General features: G+C 56.7%; 17 protein-coding genes. 15 read left to right on the forward strand and 2 right to left on the reverse strand.

Going from position 1 to position 20261, the window contains the following annotated elements:
* Positions 1-87 precede the first annotated feature (87 nt).
* The gene (locus tag GS630_RS00390) at positions 88-855 is read right to left on the reverse strand and encodes a copper chaperone PCu(A)C (protein ID WP_171620786.1); all 768 of its coding nucleotides are present in this window, start codon (positions 853-855) and stop codon (positions 88-90) included.
* 96 nt (positions 856-951) lie between these two features.
* Here GS630_RS00390 and GS630_RS00395 point away from each other — a divergent pair, with 96 nt between their 5' ends.
* From GS630_RS00395 to GS630_RS00420, 6 genes are all read left to right on the forward strand, one after another.
* Complete coding sequence (locus GS630_RS00395) at positions 952-2283, forward strand: hypothetical protein (RefSeq protein WP_171620787.1); 1332 nt, start codon at positions 952-954, stop codon at positions 2281-2283.
* 87 nt (positions 2284-2370) lie between these two features.
* The gene (locus GS630_RS00400) at positions 2371-3663 is read left to right on the forward strand and encodes an ABC transporter substrate-binding protein (RefSeq protein WP_171620788.1); all 1293 of its coding nucleotides are present in this window, start codon (positions 2371-2373) and stop codon (positions 3661-3663) included.
* A 30-nt stretch (positions 3664-3693) separates the two neighbouring features.
* Positions 3694-4620: a branched-chain amino acid ABC transporter permease gene (locus GS630_RS00405; RefSeq protein ID WP_171620789.1), complete on the forward strand. Its 927-nt coding sequence runs from the start codon at positions 3694-3696 to the stop codon at positions 4618-4620.
* A complete protein-coding gene (locus GS630_RS00410) occupies positions 4620-5561 on the forward strand; it encodes a branched-chain amino acid ABC transporter permease (protein ID WP_171176434.1) in 942 nt (313 codons plus the stop codon). The genes GS630_RS00405 and GS630_RS00410 overlap by 1 nt, the downstream gene beginning before the upstream one ends.
* Positions 5549-6280 (forward strand): ABC transporter ATP-binding protein, encoded by a 732-nt coding sequence (locus GS630_RS00415; protein WP_171620790.1) that lies wholly within the window; start codon positions 5549-5551, stop codon positions 6278-6280. The genes GS630_RS00410 and GS630_RS00415 overlap by 13 nt, the downstream gene beginning before the upstream one ends.
* Positions 6273-6968 (forward strand): ABC transporter ATP-binding protein, encoded by a 696-nt coding sequence (locus GS630_RS00420; protein ID WP_171620791.1) that lies wholly within the window; start codon positions 6273-6275, stop codon positions 6966-6968. Before GS630_RS00415 ends, GS630_RS00420 begins: the two co-directional genes overlap by 8 nt.
* A gap of 54 nt (positions 6969-7022) precedes the next feature.
* On the opposite strand, the gene GS630_RS00425 is transcribed toward GS630_RS00420, so the two are convergent.
* Positions 7023-9029 (reverse strand): CocE/NonD family hydrolase, encoded by a 2007-nt coding sequence (locus GS630_RS00425; protein WP_171620792.1) that lies wholly within the window; start codon positions 9027-9029, stop codon positions 7023-7025.
* Positions 9030-9194: 165 nt separating this feature from the next.
* Here GS630_RS00425 and GS630_RS00430 point away from each other — a divergent pair, with 165 nt between their 5' ends.
* The 9 genes from GS630_RS00430 to GS630_RS00470 all read left to right on the forward strand — a co-directional run bounded on the left by GS630_RS00430 (position 9195) and on the right by GS630_RS00470 (position 20221).
* Positions 9195-9857, forward strand: a complete 663-nt coding sequence (locus GS630_RS00430; protein WP_171176442.1) for a helix-turn-helix domain-containing protein — start codon at positions 9195-9197, stop codon at positions 9855-9857.
* Positions 9854-11893: an NADH:flavin oxidoreductase gene (locus GS630_RS00435; RefSeq protein ID WP_171711808.1), complete on the forward strand. Its 2040-nt coding sequence runs from the start codon at positions 9854-9856 to the stop codon at positions 11891-11893. Before GS630_RS00430 ends, GS630_RS00435 begins: the two co-directional genes overlap by 4 nt.
* A gap of 128 nt (positions 11894-12021) precedes the next feature.
* Positions 12022-12714, forward strand: a complete 693-nt coding sequence (locus GS630_RS00440; protein WP_170572598.1) for an XRE family transcriptional regulator — start codon at positions 12022-12024, stop codon at positions 12712-12714.
* A 90-nt stretch (positions 12715-12804) separates the two neighbouring features.
* Complete coding sequence (locus GS630_RS00445; protein WP_170707374.1) at positions 12805-14364, forward strand: ABC transporter substrate-binding protein; 1560 nt, start codon at positions 12805-12807, stop codon at positions 14362-14364.
* A 54-nt stretch (positions 14365-14418) separates the two neighbouring features.
* Positions 14419-15363: an ABC transporter permease gene (locus GS630_RS00450; RefSeq protein WP_171176448.1), complete on the forward strand. Its 945-nt coding sequence runs from the start codon at positions 14419-14421 to the stop codon at positions 15361-15363.
* Entirely contained in the window at positions 15344-16222 is an 879-nt protein-coding gene (locus tag GS630_RS00455) for an ABC transporter permease (protein ID WP_348540080.1), read from the forward strand. Before GS630_RS00450 ends, GS630_RS00455 begins: the two co-directional genes overlap by 20 nt.
* Positions 16222-17208, forward strand: a complete 987-nt coding sequence (locus GS630_RS00460; RefSeq protein ID WP_171176452.1) for an ABC transporter ATP-binding protein — start codon at positions 16222-16224, stop codon at positions 17206-17208. The genes GS630_RS00455 and GS630_RS00460 overlap by 1 nt, the downstream gene beginning before the upstream one ends.
* Positions 17205-18206 carry an ABC transporter ATP-binding protein gene (locus tag GS630_RS00465; RefSeq protein ID WP_171176453.1) on the forward strand — a complete coding sequence of 334 codons (1002 nt, stop codon included), beginning with the start codon at positions 17205-17207 and terminating at the stop codon, positions 18204-18206. The genes GS630_RS00460 and GS630_RS00465 overlap by 4 nt, the downstream gene beginning before the upstream one ends.
* Positions 18203-20221 carry a CocE/NonD family hydrolase gene (locus tag GS630_RS00470; RefSeq protein ID WP_171620793.1) on the forward strand — a complete coding sequence of 673 codons (2019 nt, stop codon included), beginning with the start codon at positions 18203-18205 and terminating at the stop codon, positions 20219-20221. The genes GS630_RS00465 and GS630_RS00470 overlap by 4 nt, the downstream gene beginning before the upstream one ends.
* Positions 20222-20261 lie beyond the last annotated feature (40 nt).

The following is a 20261-nucleotide window of genomic DNA, read 5'->3' on the forward strand; positions in this document are numbered from 1 at the left end:
ATAATAAGCCGACCAGTCTGAAGTGCATCTGAAAAAAACGGAGCGCTGTGTGTCGATCAGGGACAGCCCCTATCTCATACCAAGTTCTTAAAGGCCGAAGCTGTAGGTCAGAGCAACAGGTGCTGCTTCGAAAACATAAGGGCGGTGGTCGTTGGAGTTCAGTGCGACGGTAAGAACATAGTCGCCGGGCGCAAGAGCGCCGATCTCAAAGCGTTCTTCATAAAGGCGGCCCAACTTAAAACCGTTCAGATAGATATGCGCGTGCCCCTGACCATCGACATGTGGTGCGCTATCCTCAATGAGGACAAACTCGAAATTCTCAACACTGATTTCAACGGCGAACCCGTCTGTGCTGACATCTGGATCTTGCGCCAGCTCGATGGTTGGACTGGGTGAAACAGCGATCCCGTTGGACATACTGTGATCCATTCCTCGCGCGCCACCGGTCGCTTCGGGGTGCAAGATGCGGGCGACAACTTCGGTGCCGTCATCAAATTCCAGCGCAAGCGCATGGTACGTACCTTCGGGGAACGCGCCCTCCGGGACTTGCAACATGACATGAGCGCCATCCATTGCCAGTTGCGCCGTATCACTTCCGGGCACTACAAGTGGTCCGTCACGTCCGGGATTCATTATGGATGTTTGGCCTCCGGAAGGCGACGTGACAGTTAGAAGAGTGCGAGGTTCACCATCGTTTTGCAGGTTCAGCGTAACCATGAACATCGATCCCGAGGCTCCCATCGGGATGGCCCGTCCGTCGCTGACCTTCATTGTGGTTTGCGGCGTACCAGTGAACATGTAAACGAGACCCAACGCAGCCGCGATGCCTGCCACGGCGAACCAGCGTTTTCTCATTTAATCTGCCTCCTTGAACGAAGTTGTGTGTATGCTAACAAAATGGCGCCGATTTTGAAGCCCCTTCTCGCCGCGTTTCTCATTGCAGTATCGAGCGTGGAACCGGCTTTTGCCCATGCGGCGGATCAGGGCTTTGTTCTTTTGTTGCCTACTACCGCCTACATTATCGGCGGAACATTGACCGTAGCAATTACGATCCTGCTTCTTGTTTGCCTCAGGCCCGGCCAGCTTGCAACTGTGCTCAGGCCTATTGTTCTGAACCGTGGGCGAGGAGACAGCACATGGCACCATTGGGGTCAGATTGCCGCGTCCCTGTGCCTGGCGGGGTTGATCCTGATTGGCTTGCGAGGGCCGACGGATCCACAAGCGAACCTGATGCCTTTGGTTTTGTGGACAGTATGGTGGATGCTGTTGTTTGTTGTGCAGGCGCTGGTTTTTGATGTCTGGAAATGGGTCAATCCCTGGCCGGGTTTGCATCGCCTTCTGGCCCCGGATCACAAAGCGCTTTTTAGGCTGCCCAAAGAGGTTTCGATCTGGCCGGCGGTTATTCTGATGGCGGCGTTTCAAGGATTTGTTCTGGCCGATGCGGCACCAAATGACCCCGGTCGACTTGCGCGTTTCGCGTTCGGGTATTGGATGTTCACCTTGGCGGGAATGACCCTGTTTGGGCGCAGACCTTGGCTAGAGCAAGTCGAGTGCTTTTCGGTTTTGTTCAACTTGATCGGCACTATGAGGATCGCGCGCGCCGGTGCGTTTGGTCTGCCGGGGTGGCAGGTGTTTCACGGCAGTAGGTTCGATCTGAGCCATGCAGCTTTGGTTCTGGTAACCTTGGCAGCAGGCAGCTTTGACGGCCTGTACGAGACCTTTTGGTGGTTGGCGCAGATTGGGGTCAACCCGTTGGAGTACCCGGGCCGGACGGCATTGATCTGGCCGACAACGGTGGGCCTTTATGGCAGCGTCCTGCTGCTGAGTTGCGTGTTTGGATTTGCCGTGTTTTCAGGAACCGTACTGGTGCGCGAGAAAATACCCTTCAAAAACGCGTTCATTCACTTTTCCATCACTTTGCTGCCGATTGCGATTGGTTATCATTTTGCCCACTACTTCGTGACGTTCCTTGTGCAAATACAGGTTGTGATCGCAACATTGGCGGACCCTTTTGCGCTTGGCTGGAACCTGTTCGGGCTTGGTAGCCGTCGGGTCATGGTTGGGTTTTTGACGGTCCCCGGCACTGTGAAGGCCATTTGGCTCACGCAGGCCGGGGTCGTGGTGATGTCCCATGTGCTGGCGGTCATACTCAGCCACCGGACGGCTGAAACCTTTTGCCACACGCGCCGGGACATACTTGTGTTGCAATTGGGCCTGTCTATCCTGATGATTTGCTATACGATTTTCGGGTTGTGGCTACTAGCAAGTCCACGCGGCGCTTAAAAAAGTAGACAACTCGTTAGCATACATACAAACTGATCACAAAAGAGGCGAAGCACCGCCCTATAAACAACAGAGGAGATGAACGTCATGACAAAGACTTCAAATATCAGTCGCCGCAAGACATTGCTGGGTCTGGGGGCCGGTGCAGGAGCTTTGGCGGCAGGCGGTGTGCTGCCCGGTTCGCTTGGTTTTGCGCAAGCGCAAAGCTCGGCTCCGATCAAGATTGGGTTCCAGAAGCACGCGACCGGCATCGGTGCGGCATATGGACGATGGTATGACGTTGCGACGAACGCCGCTGCTGCGCGCATCAACGAGATGGGTGGTATCAATGGGCGTCCTGTCGAGATCATCACCGAAGACGACGCGACCGACCCCGGTCGCGGTGCCGAAGTGTTAGAAAAATTCGCCAACCAGCACGAAGTTGACGTTGCCTTCGGCACTCTGTTCAGCCACGTCGTGATCGGGTCTGCACCCCGCGCGGGCGAGTTGAAACTGCCCTATTTTGTTGTCTCCGAAGGTCACCACGTGGCCAGCGGCATGCTAAACCGGTATACGCTGCAACCTGGCATTACAGATGTAAAAAGCCAGGTCATCTCGATGGCGCCTTTTGTGGCTGACAATTTGGGTAAGAAGGTCACGATGATTTATCCTGACTTTGCTTTTGGCCACGATCACCGCGACTTTTTCTCGGAAGCGATCGAAGCACAGGGTGGTGAGGTTGTTGCGAAGATTGCGATCCCACCCACCGAGACGACCTTCACGCGTTACTTTCCAAACATCCCTCGCGAGACCGAGGTGATTTATCACGTGATGGTAGGACCGGCCGTGCTGACCTTCGTCAAGGAAATGGGCGAGTTCTTTGGGCCCAGCCGACCCGAGATTTTTGGGTTTATCGACAGTCTTGAAGCGGTTGATATCCAAAGCCCGGGTTTGGAGTTCCTTGAAGGTACATATTTCTGGGAAGGTATGCCTCGTTACAAGCAGGCCAACGAATCCGAGGCGGCCTCGGCTTATCGTGCCGCCGTTGGTGTCAATGACAGTGGGGCAGCAATAGATGACCCTTCTAACGTCGCCACTTACGCCCATATGTTCGGGTGTTGGGAAACGCTGCATGTCATCAAAGCCGGTATGGAAGCGGCGGATTATCAGGGCCCTGCAGATCGCGCCAAACTGATCGAAGCGGTCGAGGCAATGAGCGACATGCCTGAATCCATCGAACACCCGCAGGGCGATAAAGTCTTCAACGGCAAGACACATCAGGCCTTTGGCAAACAGTTTATCTCAAAGGTCGGTGACGGCCGGCTGGATGTGGTGCATACGGCGTCGATCGAGGACGGGTTGTATGAGGATGAGGTGGATTACACCACGCGATCCTTCTGATCCCATCAACAGGCAAAAGCGAGGCAGGGTATGGACTTCGGCCCTCACCTGATGCTCGCCTCCATCGAGGGGGCGGTCATCTCGGCTATTCTTGTGCTGACGGCGATGGGGCTCAGCATCGTGTTTGGCGTCATGCGCGTTGTAAACGTCGCCCATGGCGAATTCTTCATGTTGGGTGCGGTTTTCGCCTGGGCAGTCAGCACGATGATCGGTGGACATGCGGCTTTTGGCTTCGTGGCTGCTTTGCTTATCGTGCCGGTACTGGTCGGATGTATTGCATCGGGGGTGGATCAGTTGATCCTCAAACGGATCGACTATGACGTGGATCGGACCATCGTGGCCACGATCGGCATTTTGTACATCGTGCAACAATCGACGCTGATGCTGTACGGTCCAGAGGCGCGGCCGGTTGAGCCGCCCTTCAATACCCGCCTGGCGCTTCCGTGGTTCGAGTTTGGCGCGGACGGGTTCCAGATGATCTGGCCCTGGGGGCTGAGCGTTACGACATACAAGTTGTTCGTGATATTTGCCGCAATTTCGGTGCTGGGGGTGCTTTGGTTCGTACTGACGCGCACCAAGATCGGATTGATCATGCGCGCAACCCAGCAGGACCGCGAAATGGCGCAGGCCTTTGGAGTGCCTGTCAATCGCGTTTACTCCTGGGTCTTTGGATTGGGAGCAGGGCTTGCCGCGCTGGGCGCGGTGCTGGTCGTTCCAATCCAACAGGCCCACTATTTAATGGGCGGAGATCCGTTGTTGTTGGCGTTTATCGTGGTGATCATCGGCGGTCTTGGCAGTTTGCCCGGCACGGTGATTGCAGCTGTTCTGATCGGAATGAGTGACGGCATCATCTCGGTCTTTTTCTCGCCGACCCTGGCTAAAATCATCGCAACTTTCCTTGTGGCAATGGTGCTTGTATTCAGGCCGCAGGGCCTGATGGGGCGGGTGGCGGCCTGATGGTGGTGTTCAGATCAGCCGCTTTGCATTCTTGCGTTTTGCTTGCGCTTGTGGCGCTTTTCTTCGTGCTTCCCGCCTATCACGTGGGTGCATTCTCGCGGATCATGGTGCTGGCGATTTATGCCATCGGATACAACCTGCTTTTTGGCTATACCGGCCTGCTGAGCCTTGGCCACGCCATGTTTTTTGCCGCCGGAATGTACGGCTTTGGGCTGAGCATGAATTTTGGCGGTTTGACCGTTCTGCCTGCCTTTGCTGTCGGAGTTACCGCCGCAGGGCTGTTGTCCGTCGCTGTTGGCTTTTTGGCGTTGCGCACCATTGGTGTGGCGTTCATGATCGTGACGCTGATGTTTGCTCAAACCTTCTATCTCGTGATCCTTTATTTTGGAGAATATACTCGCGGCGACGAGGGCTTTATCATCCAACAGGCGCAACGCAGCATCGCTGGAATTGACCTGACCACGGAAACGGCGCGCTATTTCACGGCATTTATCCTGTTCGCGATCTGTTTTCTCGCCATGGCGCGTTTGGTGCAAAGCCCTTTTGGCAAGCGCCTCGTCGCCATTCGGGAAAATGAGGAACGAGCCCGGATGCTGGGCTATGACGTGGGGCGGCTGAAGCTTGCCGCGCTGGTTGTATCGGGATTGTTCTCGGGCGTGGCAGGCGCTGCCTATGCGATGCTGTTCGGCTATGTCGGGGCCAGCTTTGCAGCGGTCCATTACTCGATCTTTCCGCTGCTTTGGGTCCTGCTTGGCGGCGCTGGAACTACGGTCGGCCCTCTTATCGGGGTGATCTTCATGTTCTACCTGATCGATGTCTCTAGCAGCTTTACCAATGCCTATATGCTGGTTGCCGGCATTGCTTTGGTTCTTCTTACCCTGTTCGCCCCGCAAGGCATTGCGGGCACATTGCGCAAGAGAGCTGTGTCATGGCTGCCGTAAGTATCCTCGAAACCAAAGGCCTGACAAAGATTTATGGCGGGCTTCAGGCCAACACCGACATAAATTTTTCCCTGCGGCGGAATGCGATAACTGCGTTGATCGGTCCCAACGGGGCTGGCAAATCGACCTTCGTTGGTATGGTCAGCGGGCGCACGAAACCGACCAATGGCAGCGTTTTTTTTGAGGGCCAGGACATCAGCCGTTTGCCTGCACATAAACGTATACAACTGGGCATGGCTTACACGTTTCAGATTACATCGATCTTTCCCGGGCTGACGGTCGAAGACAACGTCGCCCTAGCGGCAGGCCGGAAGCTGGCGCACGACAAGACGGCCCATGCTCAAAAGACCGCCGCCGTTCTGGACAAGATTGGATTGGGGGACCGGGCTGATCAGGTTGCCTCGGATCTCAGCTATGGCCATCAACGGGTGCTGGAAATTGCTATGGGTCTGGCGCAAGACCCAAAGCTGTTCATCCTTGACGAACCGACACAGGGTTTGGCCGAAGGCGAAGTGGATGCATTTGTGACGCTGATGCGGACAATGGCCAAAGAGACAACAATCCTACTGATCGAACACAATATGCGTGTAGTCACCGAGACCGCCGACCATGTAGCTGTGCTGGATCAAGGTCGCCTTTTAGCCTCGGGAACTGTTGACGAAATCCACGCGAATGCGGCGGTGCAAGCCGCATATCTCGGGACAACTGCCAATGCTTGAGGTCACTGATATTCACACCGGCTATGGTCAGGTAAAAGTTCTTTTCGGTGTGTCTTTGTCGGTCAAGGCCGGGGAAATACACTGTCTCATGGGCCGCAACGGGGCCGGGAAAACGACTCTGCTCAAGGCCATTATGGGCCAACTACCCTTGAACCAAGGTGAAGTCACGCTGGATGGGGAACGTCTCAGTGGCTTGCCGGCGCACCTCGTGCCCAAACGCGGCATAGGCTACATCCCGCAGGGTCGGCGGCTTTTCCCTGAGCTGACTGTTTCAGAGAACATCGAAATGGGTCTGATGGCACGCGGCGAAGGCGCGAACACTCGAGACTGGGTTCTGGAACTTTTCCCTCGGCTGAAAGAGCGCCTGGACCAAGTCGCTACCACGCTTTCGGGGGGCGAACAGCAAATGCTGGCAACAGCCCGCGCGCTGTGCCTGCGCCCTAAAGTCCTGCTACTGGATGAACCGACCGAAGGTCTGCAACCTTCGATGATCGAACAGATCCGACAAGTGGTCGTCAAAATGAAGGCGCAAGGCTATGCCATCATTCTGGTAGAGCAGCGGATTGATGCGGTTTTGTCGATAGCAGACCGTATCACGTTCATTGAAAACGGTCAGGATCGCGAAACCGTTGCACCTGCGAATGTCGCTCAGGATGGAACGATCCTCACCAAGTACCTTGGTGTTTGAATGATGGTGACCGCTAGTGCTTGATCCGTGCTTCACGCGGACAAAAGTGTTTGCTCAACTGTCATCGTCTCGTTCTGGAATGCCCCCCTTGGCAGGGTGGCGAATAGTCCAGGTCCGTGCCGCGAATGGAGCGCCATTCCAAGTTGCCGTAAGGTTGGCATGAACAGTAGTAACGCCACGTGATGCGCTTGCAAGAAGGGACACGCGAACATCGGCAGTTCCGTCCGTGCGCTCAAACACCATCCGATGATCGACTTGGGTTCGCTGGTGTTCGTGCGAATCCAGCGACGTTGTGTGGGACATGCGCGTCTCATACCCAAATGTTGTCCCGATGTCTGGATAGAAAACCTGCATCATCGGCTGATGCCATCCAACCTCGTGACTGCCGGCTATTTGTTTATTCCAACGCACCAGATTGTTTGACGTAACAACCTTGTGCGAAGGCTTTTTGGGCAGCGGTTCAGGCGGCGGCAATTGCGCTGACAAGTCCATGGTGGCACCATTAAAAACAGGCAATTTCAGCGCGCCATCTTGTATTACAATATCTTGCGGTGGTGCGTGCAAATGTAAATGCGGCCACATGCCCGAAGACAAGGCAAGCCGCAGACGGTGCCCTTTTCGAACGCGATAAGCTGTCGTGTGCAGGCGCATCGAAAAATCCACCCGGCCCGGTTGATCGGGTTGCGATCGACTGTCCAGGTTTTCATCAAGGGCCAGATTGCGCACGCCATAACTGATCCGTGCCACCTCATCGTTTGCGTTGACGTCGCTTAGCCGGGCTGCGACAACCGCAGGATAGCCCTTTACGTCAGCTGAAAGGGTCAAATCCGCTGCGCCGTACAGCACAAGATCTTCGGACAGCGGGGCTGTTTCAAAAACCAAAGACCGTGCATCGTCGTCGGACTGGTCCAGTGGCAAACCACCTGCGCGTCCGAAATAGCCCGTGTCCCCGGACATCTGCCCAACGTTTCGCGAGTTTGGTAGCACCCAAGGCTCGTGACCTGCAGACGACTCGAGGCTGGTTAAAGAGACTGTCTGAGGGTCAACATGCTCGATCGTCGGGCCGCTTTCGATCCAGTTGCCTTGCCGTTCAACCAGCGTATCGCCCGGCGTATCGAATTCGCGCAGCCAGACTCGCAACCGCGGCCAATCCGGTGTTTTCGGAGTGTCTGGTTTCAGCCAATGATCCCACCAATCCAGTGCCAAACGCTGAAACCCAATCGCCGGTCCCGGTGCGCCGTGATCGGGATAGTGGTGCCCCCAAGGGCCCACCACCCCCCACACCAGGTCAGGGCGCGCATCGACCATTGTCATGACAGAGTTTGAATACCGATCGCTCCAACCCCCTACGGACAGGATCGGTACGGAAAGCGCATCTGTCTCGTGAATTACAGACCCATGTCGCCAGTATGCACCGCGTGCGTCCTCGCGTAGCCAGTTTTCCAAAGGAAAGGAGAGGTTTTCAATGCGCTCTTGCCACAAGGTTTTCCAGCCTGCCCCAACGTTTTGTGTCGGAGGTGAGGCCAGAATGGATGGCAAGGTTGCACCCCATTCGAACGTATCCGTTAAAACGCATCCACCCATATAGTGGATGTCGTCCTCGAACCGGTCATGTGTGGCGCAAACGGCGATTGTCGCCTTCAAAGCGTCTGGCGCATTTGCGCTGGCCTGCAGCGAGGCCGTGCCACCCCACGACGTACCAAACATCCCGACGCGGCCGTTGCACCAGGGCTGCGCGGCCAGCCAATCGATGACCTGTCGCGCGTCATCCAGTTCTTCTGGCGCGTACATATCCGGCATATGTCCTTCGCTGTCGCCAGACCCACGCATGTCCACCCGAATGCATGCATACCCATGGGCTGCAAAAAAAGGGTGGTTCCGTTCATCGCGCGCGCGCACCATGTCTGTCTTGCGATAGGGGATGTATTCTAAGATGGCGGGGACAGGCCTTTGCGTCACAGGGCGCCACAACCGGGCGGCCAGTCGCACTCCATCCGGCATTCTGATCCACAGATGATCTATCTCTGTAATGTCAAAAGGATGTTCGGTTTGGTCCGCCATAGTGATCCGCCACATGCGTTTTGTGTTCGAGCCAGTTCTGCAAATCCCAAGAATATTTGCAATATAGTACATTCATTCATTTGAAAATAGAATTTGACTTTAAAATTCTAGTCTGATTTCAATTTTGGAGAAAATGGATCGCTTGACTTAAATCCGGAGAGCCAAATGCCATCTGACAATGTCGTCGCTTTGCCATCTGCAATTTCTTCGCTGGGCAGTGAGGTTCGACAGTTGCGCAAGGCTCGCCAGCTCACTCTCAAACAGTTGAGCGAAGAGGCGGGTATTTCGCTCAGCCATGTGTCGGCGATTGAACGCGGTGTATCCAAACCTTCGGTTGACGTCCTGCAAGACATTGCGAGCGCCTTAGGCGTCACGCCTGACTGGTTTTTTGCCCGACGCGCCGGTGCTGGACCGATGGAGCAAGCGTTTGTTGTGCGTGCTCAGAACCGCCGTGCCCTTAATACACTTTACGGTCAGGATGCGGCAGAGCTTGGCTATACCGACCAATTGTTGTCCAGCTCGATTGGTGGGCAGTTTTACATGGGTATGGCGGTCTATGCGCCGCATTCAGAACGCCCCGAGGATCCTTTGCAGGAACACGAAGGTGAAGAACACGGGTTGGTTCTTGAGGGCGAGTTGGAAATGCGGATCGGTGATGAATTCATTACTCTGCGCGCCGGGGACAGCTACAGTTTTGACGCACGTATTCCGCACCATGCCCGCAATCGAACAGACCGGGTCTGCCGCCTGATCTGGGCAGTCTCACCAGTGGTCATTCCAAAGGATGTCGCGGTGACCAATGCTGCGGAACAGGAGACGCGGCAATGACCCGCGATGTTCTGTTACAGCCCTACCAATTGAAGCACCTGACCTTGAAAAACAGGATCATGACTACCAGTCATGAGCCAGCATATCCCGAAGATGGAATGCCCAAGGAACGTTACCGCGCCTATCACGAAATGCGTGCGAAAGCGGGTGTTGCCATGACGATGACCGCAGGTTCTGCCACTGTCAGCCGGGACAGCCCGCCAGTCTTCAACAACATCCTTGCCTACAAGGACGAGGTCGTGCGCTGGATGGGTGAACTGACCGACGCCTGCCATGTCCATGGCTGTGCCGTGATGATCCAGCTGACCCATCTGGGGCGGCGCACCGGTTGGAACAAGGGCGATTGGCTGCCGTCTCTGTCGCCGTCGCATTATCGTGAACCTGCGCATCGGGCCTTTCCGAAAAAGATGGAAGACTTCGACATTGAGCGGATTGTGACCGATTATGCCGACGCCGCCGAACGGATGCAGGCTGCTGGGTTGGACGGGATCGAGTTGCAGGCCTACGGGCACCTGCTGGATCAGTTCTGGTCGCCGCTGACCAACACGATGGAGGCGCCGTTTGGGGGCAATCTCGACAATCGATTGCGCTTTGGTTTCATGGTTTTGGATGCAATTCGCGACCGTGTGGGTCCAGAGTTTATCGTAGGGGTGCGCTACACCGCCGACGAGGTCCAAAAGGGCGGCATTACTCAGGAGGAGGGGTTGGAAATCGCGCGCAGGCTGCGCGATAGCGGTCAGGTTGACTTTCTGAACGTTATTCGCGGGCGCATTCATACCGACCCCGCCATGACGGATGTGATCCCCGTGCAGGGCATGAAAAGTGCGCCACATCTGGATTTTGCCGGGCGCGTGCGGGCCGAGATTGGAATGCCAACTTTTCATGCTTCGCGCATCCCAGATGTGGCGACGGCGCGCCATGCCGTGGCCTCGGGCCTATTGGATATGGTCGGGATGACCCGTGCCCACATGGCAGATCCGTTGATTGTGTCCAAGATACAAGCCGGGCAGGAGGATGACATCCGACCTTGCGTAGGGGCGACCTATTGCTTGGATCGCATCTATCAGGCTGGTGAAGCATTATGTATTCACAACCCGGCAACCGGGCGCGAATTGACCATGCCACATATCATACCGGTGGCTGAAACACGTCGTAGCGCGGTCATTGTGGGCGCAGGTCCGGGTGGGCTTGAAGCAGCGCGCGTTGCAGCAGAGCGCGGGCATGAAGTCACCGTTCTAGAGGCCGCACCTGAACCCGGCGGACAGGTGCGCCTGACCGCGCAATCCAAACGCCGGGCCGAAATGATCGGGATCATCGACTGGCGCATGGCCCAATGTGCGGCGCGGGACGTGAAATTTCATTTTAACACCTTCGCCGATGTCGCGGACGTAACCGCGCTGTCGCCGGACATGGTTGTGATCGCAACGGGTGGTTTGCCCGAGACGACGATCCTCGATTCGGGCAATGAACTGGCGATTTCTGCTTGGGACATTCTGTCTGGCGATGTGCAGCCGGGTGAAAACGTGCTGATCTATGATAATGCGGGGGACCATCCTGCGCTGATGGCGGCCGAAGTTATCGCCGCCACCGGCGCGCGTGTCGAAATCATGACACGTGATCGCAGTTTCGCGCCGGAAGTGATGGCGATGAACCTGGTGCCGTATATGCGTGCGCTGCAAAAGACCGGCGCCGTTTTCACGGTGACACGTACACTGAACGCGATCGAGAAATCCGGCAATCAGCTATTGGCCCATGTCGGTACCGATTACTCGGACCTGAGAGAGAAACAGTATTACGATCAGATAGTTGTCAATCAGGGCACCCTACCGCTGGGCGACCTTTACTTTGATCTCAAACCGCTTTCGCGCAATAGGGGTGCCGTAGATCAAGGCGCACTTGTCTCGGGCGCAGGCCAATTGTTTCCACAGTCAAACCCCGAGGCGGAATTTGACCTCTATCGTATCGGAGACGCCGTATCGGCACGCAACATTCACGCTGCAATCTATGACGCGCTGCGGATTGGAATTCGGTGGTGACATGCGTGCAAAACCAAGTTTTGTAGACGAGTTTGAAAAGCAATAGAGGAAAAATTAGCAAAAATTCTTGCGAAAAAGAAAAGTTGTCGTAGCATTCCTGAAGCACCTAGTAACCGAAGGGAGGATTCGTGAGCCAGGGCGCATCAAGAAAATACAGCCGTACTGCGAGCGAAGAGGGCCTGGCGGCCTTTGGGGCCGAGGTACGTCAGCTGCGCAAAGCACGTCAGATGACACTGGCCGAGCTTGCGACCAGCAGCGGTGTTTCGATCAGCCATCTCAGCGCAATCGAGCGCGGAACGGTCAGCGCCTCGCTCAACAAAATCTCGCGAATTGCGGACGCTCTGGGCGTGCCAGAGGAATGGTTTTTCAATCACCGCCCCGGATCCGGCCCGTTAGAGCGCGCCTATGTTGTGCGGCAGTCCAACCGCCGCAATCTGAACCTGCTGTATGATGAGCCCATCGAGCAGTCGGGCTATGCAGATCAGTTGCTGTCCAGCTCTATCGGTGGCGGGTTCTGTCTGGGCGTGTCGGACTATCGCCCCTATTCCGAGCAGGTTGTTGACCAGTACTTCTCGCGCGATGGCGAGATGCACGGGGTCATTCTGGATGGTGAATTGGAATTGGTGATGGAAGATGAAACCGTCACCTTGCGCACGGGTGACAGCTTTAGCTTTCCCGGTGAAATCCTGCACGTCCTGCGCAACGTAACTGACCAACCTGCGCGTATGATCTGGGTGAACTCACCCGTGATCATTCCAAGATTCTCAGCGCTTGGCGCTGACGAGCAACTGCCACAGTCACACAAGAAAAAGAACGGATAACGCCTGCTGGCACCTGAAGTCGCGGGCTCTGCCCGCAAGCAACCACGCCGGACAGATGCCCGGATACGAAGACAAACAGGGAGTAAGCAAATGAGTTCGATTTTCAAAGGGGACGTTTCCCGACGCTCCGTTTTGGCCGGAGCTGGCGCATTGGGCGCAGCCAGCCTTGCCTTTCCGCATATGGCCGTCAGCGCCGATGGGACGGTTCTGACCATCCGGTCTTATAGTGACCTGCAAGTGTTGGACCCCGCATTTTGGCTGGCGCTGCCCGAAGCCGATATCATGCGGTCGATCTATGCCCCACTGGTGTCGAACCAGCAAGGCGACGATTGGAACTGGCGCCCCGTTGCGGTCGAAAGCATCGAACAGCTGGACGACCTGACCATCGCCTTCAAGCTGCGCGACAATATCGGCTTTACGGACGGCTTTGGCCAAATGACGGCTGACGACGTGAAGTTCTCGATCGAGCGGATTGCTGATCCAGCCAATGAAAGTCCATACGCTGGCGACTGGAGCGCGCTGAAAGAGGTTGAGGTCAAGGACAACCTCTCAGGCCTGATCCATCTGAAAAACAAATTCGTTCCGCTTTGGACGACAACCTTGCCAACACCTGCGTCCTGCATCGTGTCGCGCAAGGCTGTCGGGGAAATCGGCGGCAAGATCGGGTCTGAGCCGGTGGCGCAATCCGGCCAGTATATTCTGACCGAATGGGTGCCCAAACAGAAAACCGTTCTGAAACGCAACCCGGACTGGGCGTATGAGCCGGGCGGATACGAGGAAATTCACATCCTGCCGATCGAAGACCCCTCGACCGCCGAGCTGGGTTTCGAAGCTGGTGATCTGGATTACACTTGGACTTCGGTTTCCTCGCTGCCGCGGCTCAAGGAAAACCCACCTGCGGGGTCGGTCGTCGAAGAAAAACCCTCGTTGGCCTATGTCTGGCTGGGCATGAATCAGGACAACGAAGCGTTGAAAGACGTTCGTATCCGCCGGGCTATCCAGCACGCGATTGACCGGCAAACGGTTGTCGATGCGGCCTATTTCGGCGCTGCCGCCGTGGGCAACGGCATTATCGCACCGGGTTTGCCGGGCAGCCGCGACAGTGTCACCTATGACTATGACCCGGACAAGGCGCGCGAGTTGCTGGCCGAGGCAGGCGCCGAGGGCATGACCGTTACCCTGGACATCCTGAACCAGTCGGAACGTCTGACGGCAGCGCAGGTCATTCAGGCCAATCTGGCCGATGTTGGGATCACCTGCGAGATCAAACAGAATGACAGCGGTACGTTCTGGACGCTGGGGTCCAAGGATGGCGATTACTTCATGAACCTGCAGCTGGTGCTCAGCCGGTTCTCGATGAACCCTGACCCAAGCTGGGCGACCGTCTGGTTCACGCCGGAACAAGTCGGCGTCTGGAACTGGGAACGGTTCAACAACGAGGAATACAAAGCGCTGCACGAAGAAGGTCTGGTCGAAAGCGATGCGGCCAAGCGTGATGAGATCTACAAGAAGATGCAGGGTCTCATGGATGAAAGCGGCTGCTACGTCTTCCTGACGCATGAGGTAGTTGGCCTGATCCACAAGGATACGGTCGATCCGGGCCTCAAGCCGAATGGCGAGCCGTTGTTGCCGCTGTTCAAACCCGCCTGATCCACGCAAACGGGCGGCATCCAAATGCCGCCCGTCCGCCAATAGGGGGCACGTATGCTAAGCTATTTTTTCAAACGGCTTGGACTGGCTGCTGCGATTGTCTCGGTCGCCATGTTCCTGCTGTTTTGCATGATCTACCTGATCCCAGGCGATCCGGCCTCGGTAGCACTGGGCCCTCGGGCAACCGAGGAAATGCGCGCCGCCCTGCGCGAAAAGATGGGGCTGAACCAGCCGGTTCTGGTTCAGTTCTGGAATTTCTACATCGGCGCCTGGACCGGTGATCTTGGGGATGAGGTTCTATCAGGCCGCCCCGTCACCACGGTTGTCTTCGAACAACTGCCCTACACTCTGGCCCTGATCGTTGGCGGCATCACGTGGTCGGTGGCGCTTGGTATCCCGCTGGGCTGCTGGGCAGCAGTCAGCCGCGGCAGCTGGGCTGACCGGGTTGTAGGTATCCTCTCTGTGGCGGTAATCGCGGTGCCATCCTTTGTCATTGCGATCTATGCCCTGCTGATCTTTGCTGTTGAATTGCGCTGGCTGCCTGCCATCGGCGCGGGCGAACCCGGCGATCTGGGCGATCAATTGACCCACCTGATCCTGCCTTCGCTGGCGGTTGGTCTGGGCTGGGTTGGCTATATCGCCCGCATGGTCCGCGCCTCGATGCTCGAAGTGCTAGAGGCCAGTCATATCCGTACCGCGCGCGCCTTTGGCCTGCCAGACAGGACGATCACCTTTCGCTATGCCCTGTCGATTGCGATCCTGCCCACGGTCACCTTGCTGGGCGTGGGCATCGGCCAGATGCTGTCCTCGGCCGTCTTTGCCGAGATCGTCTTTGCCCGCCCCGGCGTCGGCAAGCTGGTCTATGACGCCATCCTGACGCGCAACTTCCCCATCGTGACAGGCACTGTGCTGATCACCACCGTCCTTTTCGTTCTGCTCAACCTGTTGGCAGATCTCATTATCGGAGCTTTGGATCCCCGTGTCAGAAGCAGTTTCTAATCCCGCCCCCGGGCGCATGGCCGAACTGTGGCGCCCGATCCGCAAAATCCTGCGAGAACCTTTGGGCGCGCTGGGATTGTTCCTTGTCCTGTTTGTCATCTTCGGCGCCGTTTTCGCCGATCTGTTAACCAGTTGGGACCCGACCAAGATTAATCCGCGGGACCGATTTCAGGGACCAAGCGCAAATCACCTGATGGGTACGGATCAGTTGGGCCGGGACCTGTTTGCACGCGTGCTACACGGCGGACGGATTGCCTTGTTTGTCGCGCTGGTCTCGACGGCGGTTTCGCTGGTGATCGGCATCGTTCTCGGTCTGATCGCAGGTTACGGGCCGCGTTGGCTGGATAACCTGATGATCCTGCTGTTCGACGCAATGAAGAGCTTTCCAACCGTCATGCTGGCCCTTGCGCTGGTGACGCTGATGGGGCCGTCACTGACCGCCGTGATGGTTGTTGTCGTTCTGGTCACCGTGCCTGGATATGCGCGGATCATCCGAACCCAGACCATTGCATTGAAAACCTCGGAATACGTCACGGCAGCGCAAAGTATGGGCGCGTCATCGGCGCGTATCCTGCGGGTACATATTCTGCCCAACGTGATCGGGCCGCTGGTTATCCTCGCGTCGATGGACATTCCGGTCGTCATCGGGATTGAGGCGGGCATGAGCTTTCTGGGCCTTGGTGTTCGCCCGCCAACCCCAAGCTGGGGCTCGATCCTGAATGACGGGTTCACCAATATCCGCGACACCGCCTGGATCGCGATTGCCGGCGGTGTGCCGATCATCATCACAACGCTGGGCTTTACCTTCCTGGGTGAGACGCTGCGGGACGTGTTTGATCCCCGGCTGAAAGGACGCTGATGACCACGCTGCGCATAGACAACCTGAACGTCAGCTTCTCGACCGAAGCCGGGCCGCTGCATGCGTTGAAAAACGTCAGTTTCGATGTACCGGAAAACCGGATTGTCGGCATCGTGGGCGAATCCGGCTGCGGGAAATCCACTTTGATTAACGCAATTCTGGGCCTGCTGGCAGACAATGGTAGCATCGACGGTGGCTCGATCCTGTTCGAAGGGCAGGATGAACTGACAAGCCTGCCCTCGTCGCGGATGCGCGACCTGCGCGGCCCGCGCATAGCCACCGTGTTTCAGGACCCGATGGGCGCGTTGAACCCGGTCATCTCGGTCGGAAAGCAGATGCTGAATATCCAGTATCGCTCGACCTTGTCGAAAGACGAAAAGATGAACCGCGCTGTCGAGATGCTGGAACTGGTCCGCATTCCTGATGCCCGCGCGGCGCTGGCGCGGTATCCGCATCAGTTCTCGGGCGGGATGAAACAGCGGATTGCCATCGCCATGGCGCTGATGATGGAACCCGCCCTTCTAATCGCGGATGAACCCACAACGGCGTTGGATGCGACACTTGAGGTGACCACGATCGAGTTGCTCAAGGATTTGCAGCAGAAAATCGGCTGTTCGGTCATGTTCATTTCGCACCATCTGGGTGTCATCGCCGAACTGTGTGATGACGTTGTGGTCATGTATGCGGGTGAAGTGGTGGAGCGCGGCACCGTCCGCCAGATATTCCAAGACCCTCGCCACCCTTACACAGCGCGATTGCTTGAATGCGACCCGGCGCGGCAAAGCGAACGCACCCGGCATCTGCCGACAATCCCCGGAGAAATCCCTGATCTGCGCGCGCGGCCCGCAGGCTGTATCTTTGCCAATCGGTGCGATCTCGTGAGCGACGCCTGCTCGGCCCCTCCGCCCGACAAAGACATCGGAGACGGTCATGTCGCGCGCTGCATTATTGCAGATTGTCCCGAGGAAACCGGAGTGACTGCATGAGTAGCGATCCCATTCTCAAGGTTGAAGACGTCCAGGTTTCTTTCCCAGTCGGTGGGTTCGGGCGTCGAAACTCGATCCTGGGCGTGGCCGGGGTGAGTTTTGAAGTTAACCGAGGCGAAACCTTTGCACTCGTTGGAGAAAGCGGGTCGGGTAAAACGACCCTCGCGCGGGCTGTGAATGGTCTGCAGGAAATTAGCGCAGGATCCATAACGTTCGAAGATCAACGTATCGACGAGTTAGACCCAAGGGCGATGAAGCCTGTCCGCAAACGCATGTCGATGATGTTTCAAGACCCAGTAGGATCCCTTTCACCTCGTATGACCGTGGGTGATCTGGTGACGGAACCATTCCGCATTCACGGCATCGAAGGGCGTAATCTGCGGGATGAAGCCGAGCGTCTGCTGACGCTGGTCGGTTTGCCCACAAGCTTTGACTCGCGCTTCCCGCATCAGTTGTCAGGAGGGCAGGCTCGGCGGGTTGGAGTGGCACGAGCCATCGCATTGGACCCGGCGTTGATTATCGCAGACGAACCGACTGCGGGACTGGATGTTTCGGTTCAGGGTGAGGTGCTGAACCTGCTGAACGATTTGCGGGAACGTCTTGGGCTGGCAATGGTGATTATCACGCACAATCTGCACGTGGTGCATCATGTGGCGGATCGAACTGCCGTAATGTATCTGGGTCGATTTGTAGAAGCTGGTGAAACCGAAGAGGTATTCAGCGCGCCGCAGCATCCCTATACCGCAGCACTGCTCTCGGCCAACCCCGAGCCTGATCCGGACAAGACCCACGACCGGATCACCTTGCCGGCTGAAGTCCCTTCGCTGTTGGCTCGACCGTCGGGTTGTGAGTTCCACACCCGTTGTCCCTGGGCTCAATCGCAGTGCAGTTTTGATGCTCCTGAAAGACATGTTACGGATGAGCGGGTAATCGCATGCCACTTCCCGCTGGCACCTGGGGCCCGCCCGCCTGAGCAAAAAGAAAGCGTCTTGTCATGAGTAATGTTGAGGTCATCGAAACCGTCTGGATACCAATGCCTGACGGAACGCAGTTGGCAGCAAGACTGTGGTTGCCCGAAGCGGCGAAAACCACTCCGCTGCCCTGCATCCTTGAATACATACCCTACCGTCGTCGAGACCGCACGCGAATGCGCGACGAAAGTATGCACCCGCATTTTGCAGCCGCTGGGTATGCTTCGATTCGGGTGGATATTCGGGGCTATGGGGATAGCGACGGCATTGCTGAAGACGAGTATTCACATCAGGAAACCCAAGACGGACACGACGTCATCCAGTGGATCGCAGATCAGGACTGGTGTGATGGAAATGTGGGAATGTTCGGAAAAAGTTGGGGGGCATATAATGCGTTCCAAGTCGCGGCAACACGACCCCCGGCCTTGAAGGCTATCGCGCCGGTGATGGGAACGGATGATCGATGGCGCGAGGATATCCATTTCTACGGCGGTTGTCTGGCCAACGATAATTTCTGGTGGGGCTCCATCATGCAGCTCTACAATGCGATGCCGCCCGATCCCGAGATCGTAGGTGAAGACCGCTGGATCGACATGTGGCGCGAACGTATGGAGGGGGCCAGTTTCTGGCCTGCCATGTGGCTGGAACACCAAACCCATGATGAGATGTGGCGACGCGGCTCGATTTGCGAAAACTACGCCGACGTCGAGGTTCCGGTTTACTTTTTCGGCGGGTGGATGGACCTTTATCGCGACACCCCGTTCCGTATCGCTCAACATCTCAGCGGTCCTGTGAAAATCCTGATGGGGCCCTGGGCCCACCTGTATCCACATGAAGGGGTGCCGGGCCCCAAGGCCGATTTTGTAGGGGAAGTCCTTAGGTTCTGGGACCATTGGTTAAAGGGTATCGACACCGGATTAATGGATGAACCACTCTTGCGGTTCTTCATGCAGGAAAGCGCGGCACCAAGTGGAACTCATCTGCAACGTGAAGGACGCTGGGTCGAAGAACCAAGCTGGCCCTCGCCAAACGTCAAAGATTATTCGATGTGGTTAAACGACGGTACTCTGGACATTAAGCCGCGTACTGGCTCTACAATGTCCATTTGCTCGCCACAGAACTTTGGGGCCGCTGCAGGCGATATGTGTTCGTTTGCCATACCCGGCGACATGGCTGAAGACTGCCGGATCGATGCGGCAGGGGCACTGCAATTCAAAGGTGATCCTCTGGAAGCAGCGGTTGACGTTCTGGGCCAGCCCTCTGTCGAAATCACAGTTTCTGCGGATCAGGAGCAAGGTTTCGTTGCTGCTTTGTTGGTCGACGAAGCCCCCAACGGTGCGCAAACCCTGATTTCTCGGGGGTTCTGCAATCTGAATCATCGGATTGGTGACACCAACCCGACCGCAATTGTGCCGGGCGAGGACATGACCGTGACCATACCGCTTTACGGCAGCGGTTACCGTGTCATGCCCGGTCATCGCATCGTAGTGCAGATCGCCTCGGCTTATTGGCCCGTGCTTTGGCCCGCACCTGCACCCGTAACGCTGACGATCCGCTCAGGGTCATCGTGTTTGCATCTGCCTGTTCGCACGCAAAAGGGGCAAGCATCGGAACCACGCGCGCTGCCCGAGCCAAGCAAGCCTCAAACGGCGCCCCGAAAAACGAAAGTGCGGTCAGGTTCAATGGAACGCTCTATCCGCACTGATCTGACCAACGGAGAAACCATTCACAGGTTTTTCCTTGATGGTGGCGTTTTCGGGCCAGTGGGCGATTTCCGCCTCGACGATATTGGAACGGTGTTAAGCGACGTTTCAGATCGGCGTTACACAATCCATCCCAGCGATCCACTTTCGGCCACCGCAACGATGGAGCAGACGGCCGGTTTCGACCGCGAAGGCTGGTCGGCCAAGATTTGGACCTATTCGGAACAGACAGCGACACCGACGGAGTTTCATTTAACTTCACGCCTCAAGGCTTGGGCCGGAACCGAACTTGTCTATGAGGAAGAGAATGTGCACGTCATCCCTCGTAACGGGATGTAGCCACTAAAACCCAACCAAGTATCGGGCCAAACAGGCTGCT

It is taken from the genome of Ruegeria sp. HKCCD7303 (assembly GCF_013111185.1).
Taxonomy (GTDB): Bacteria; Pseudomonadota; Alphaproteobacteria; order Rhodobacterales; family Rhodobacteraceae; genus Ruegeria.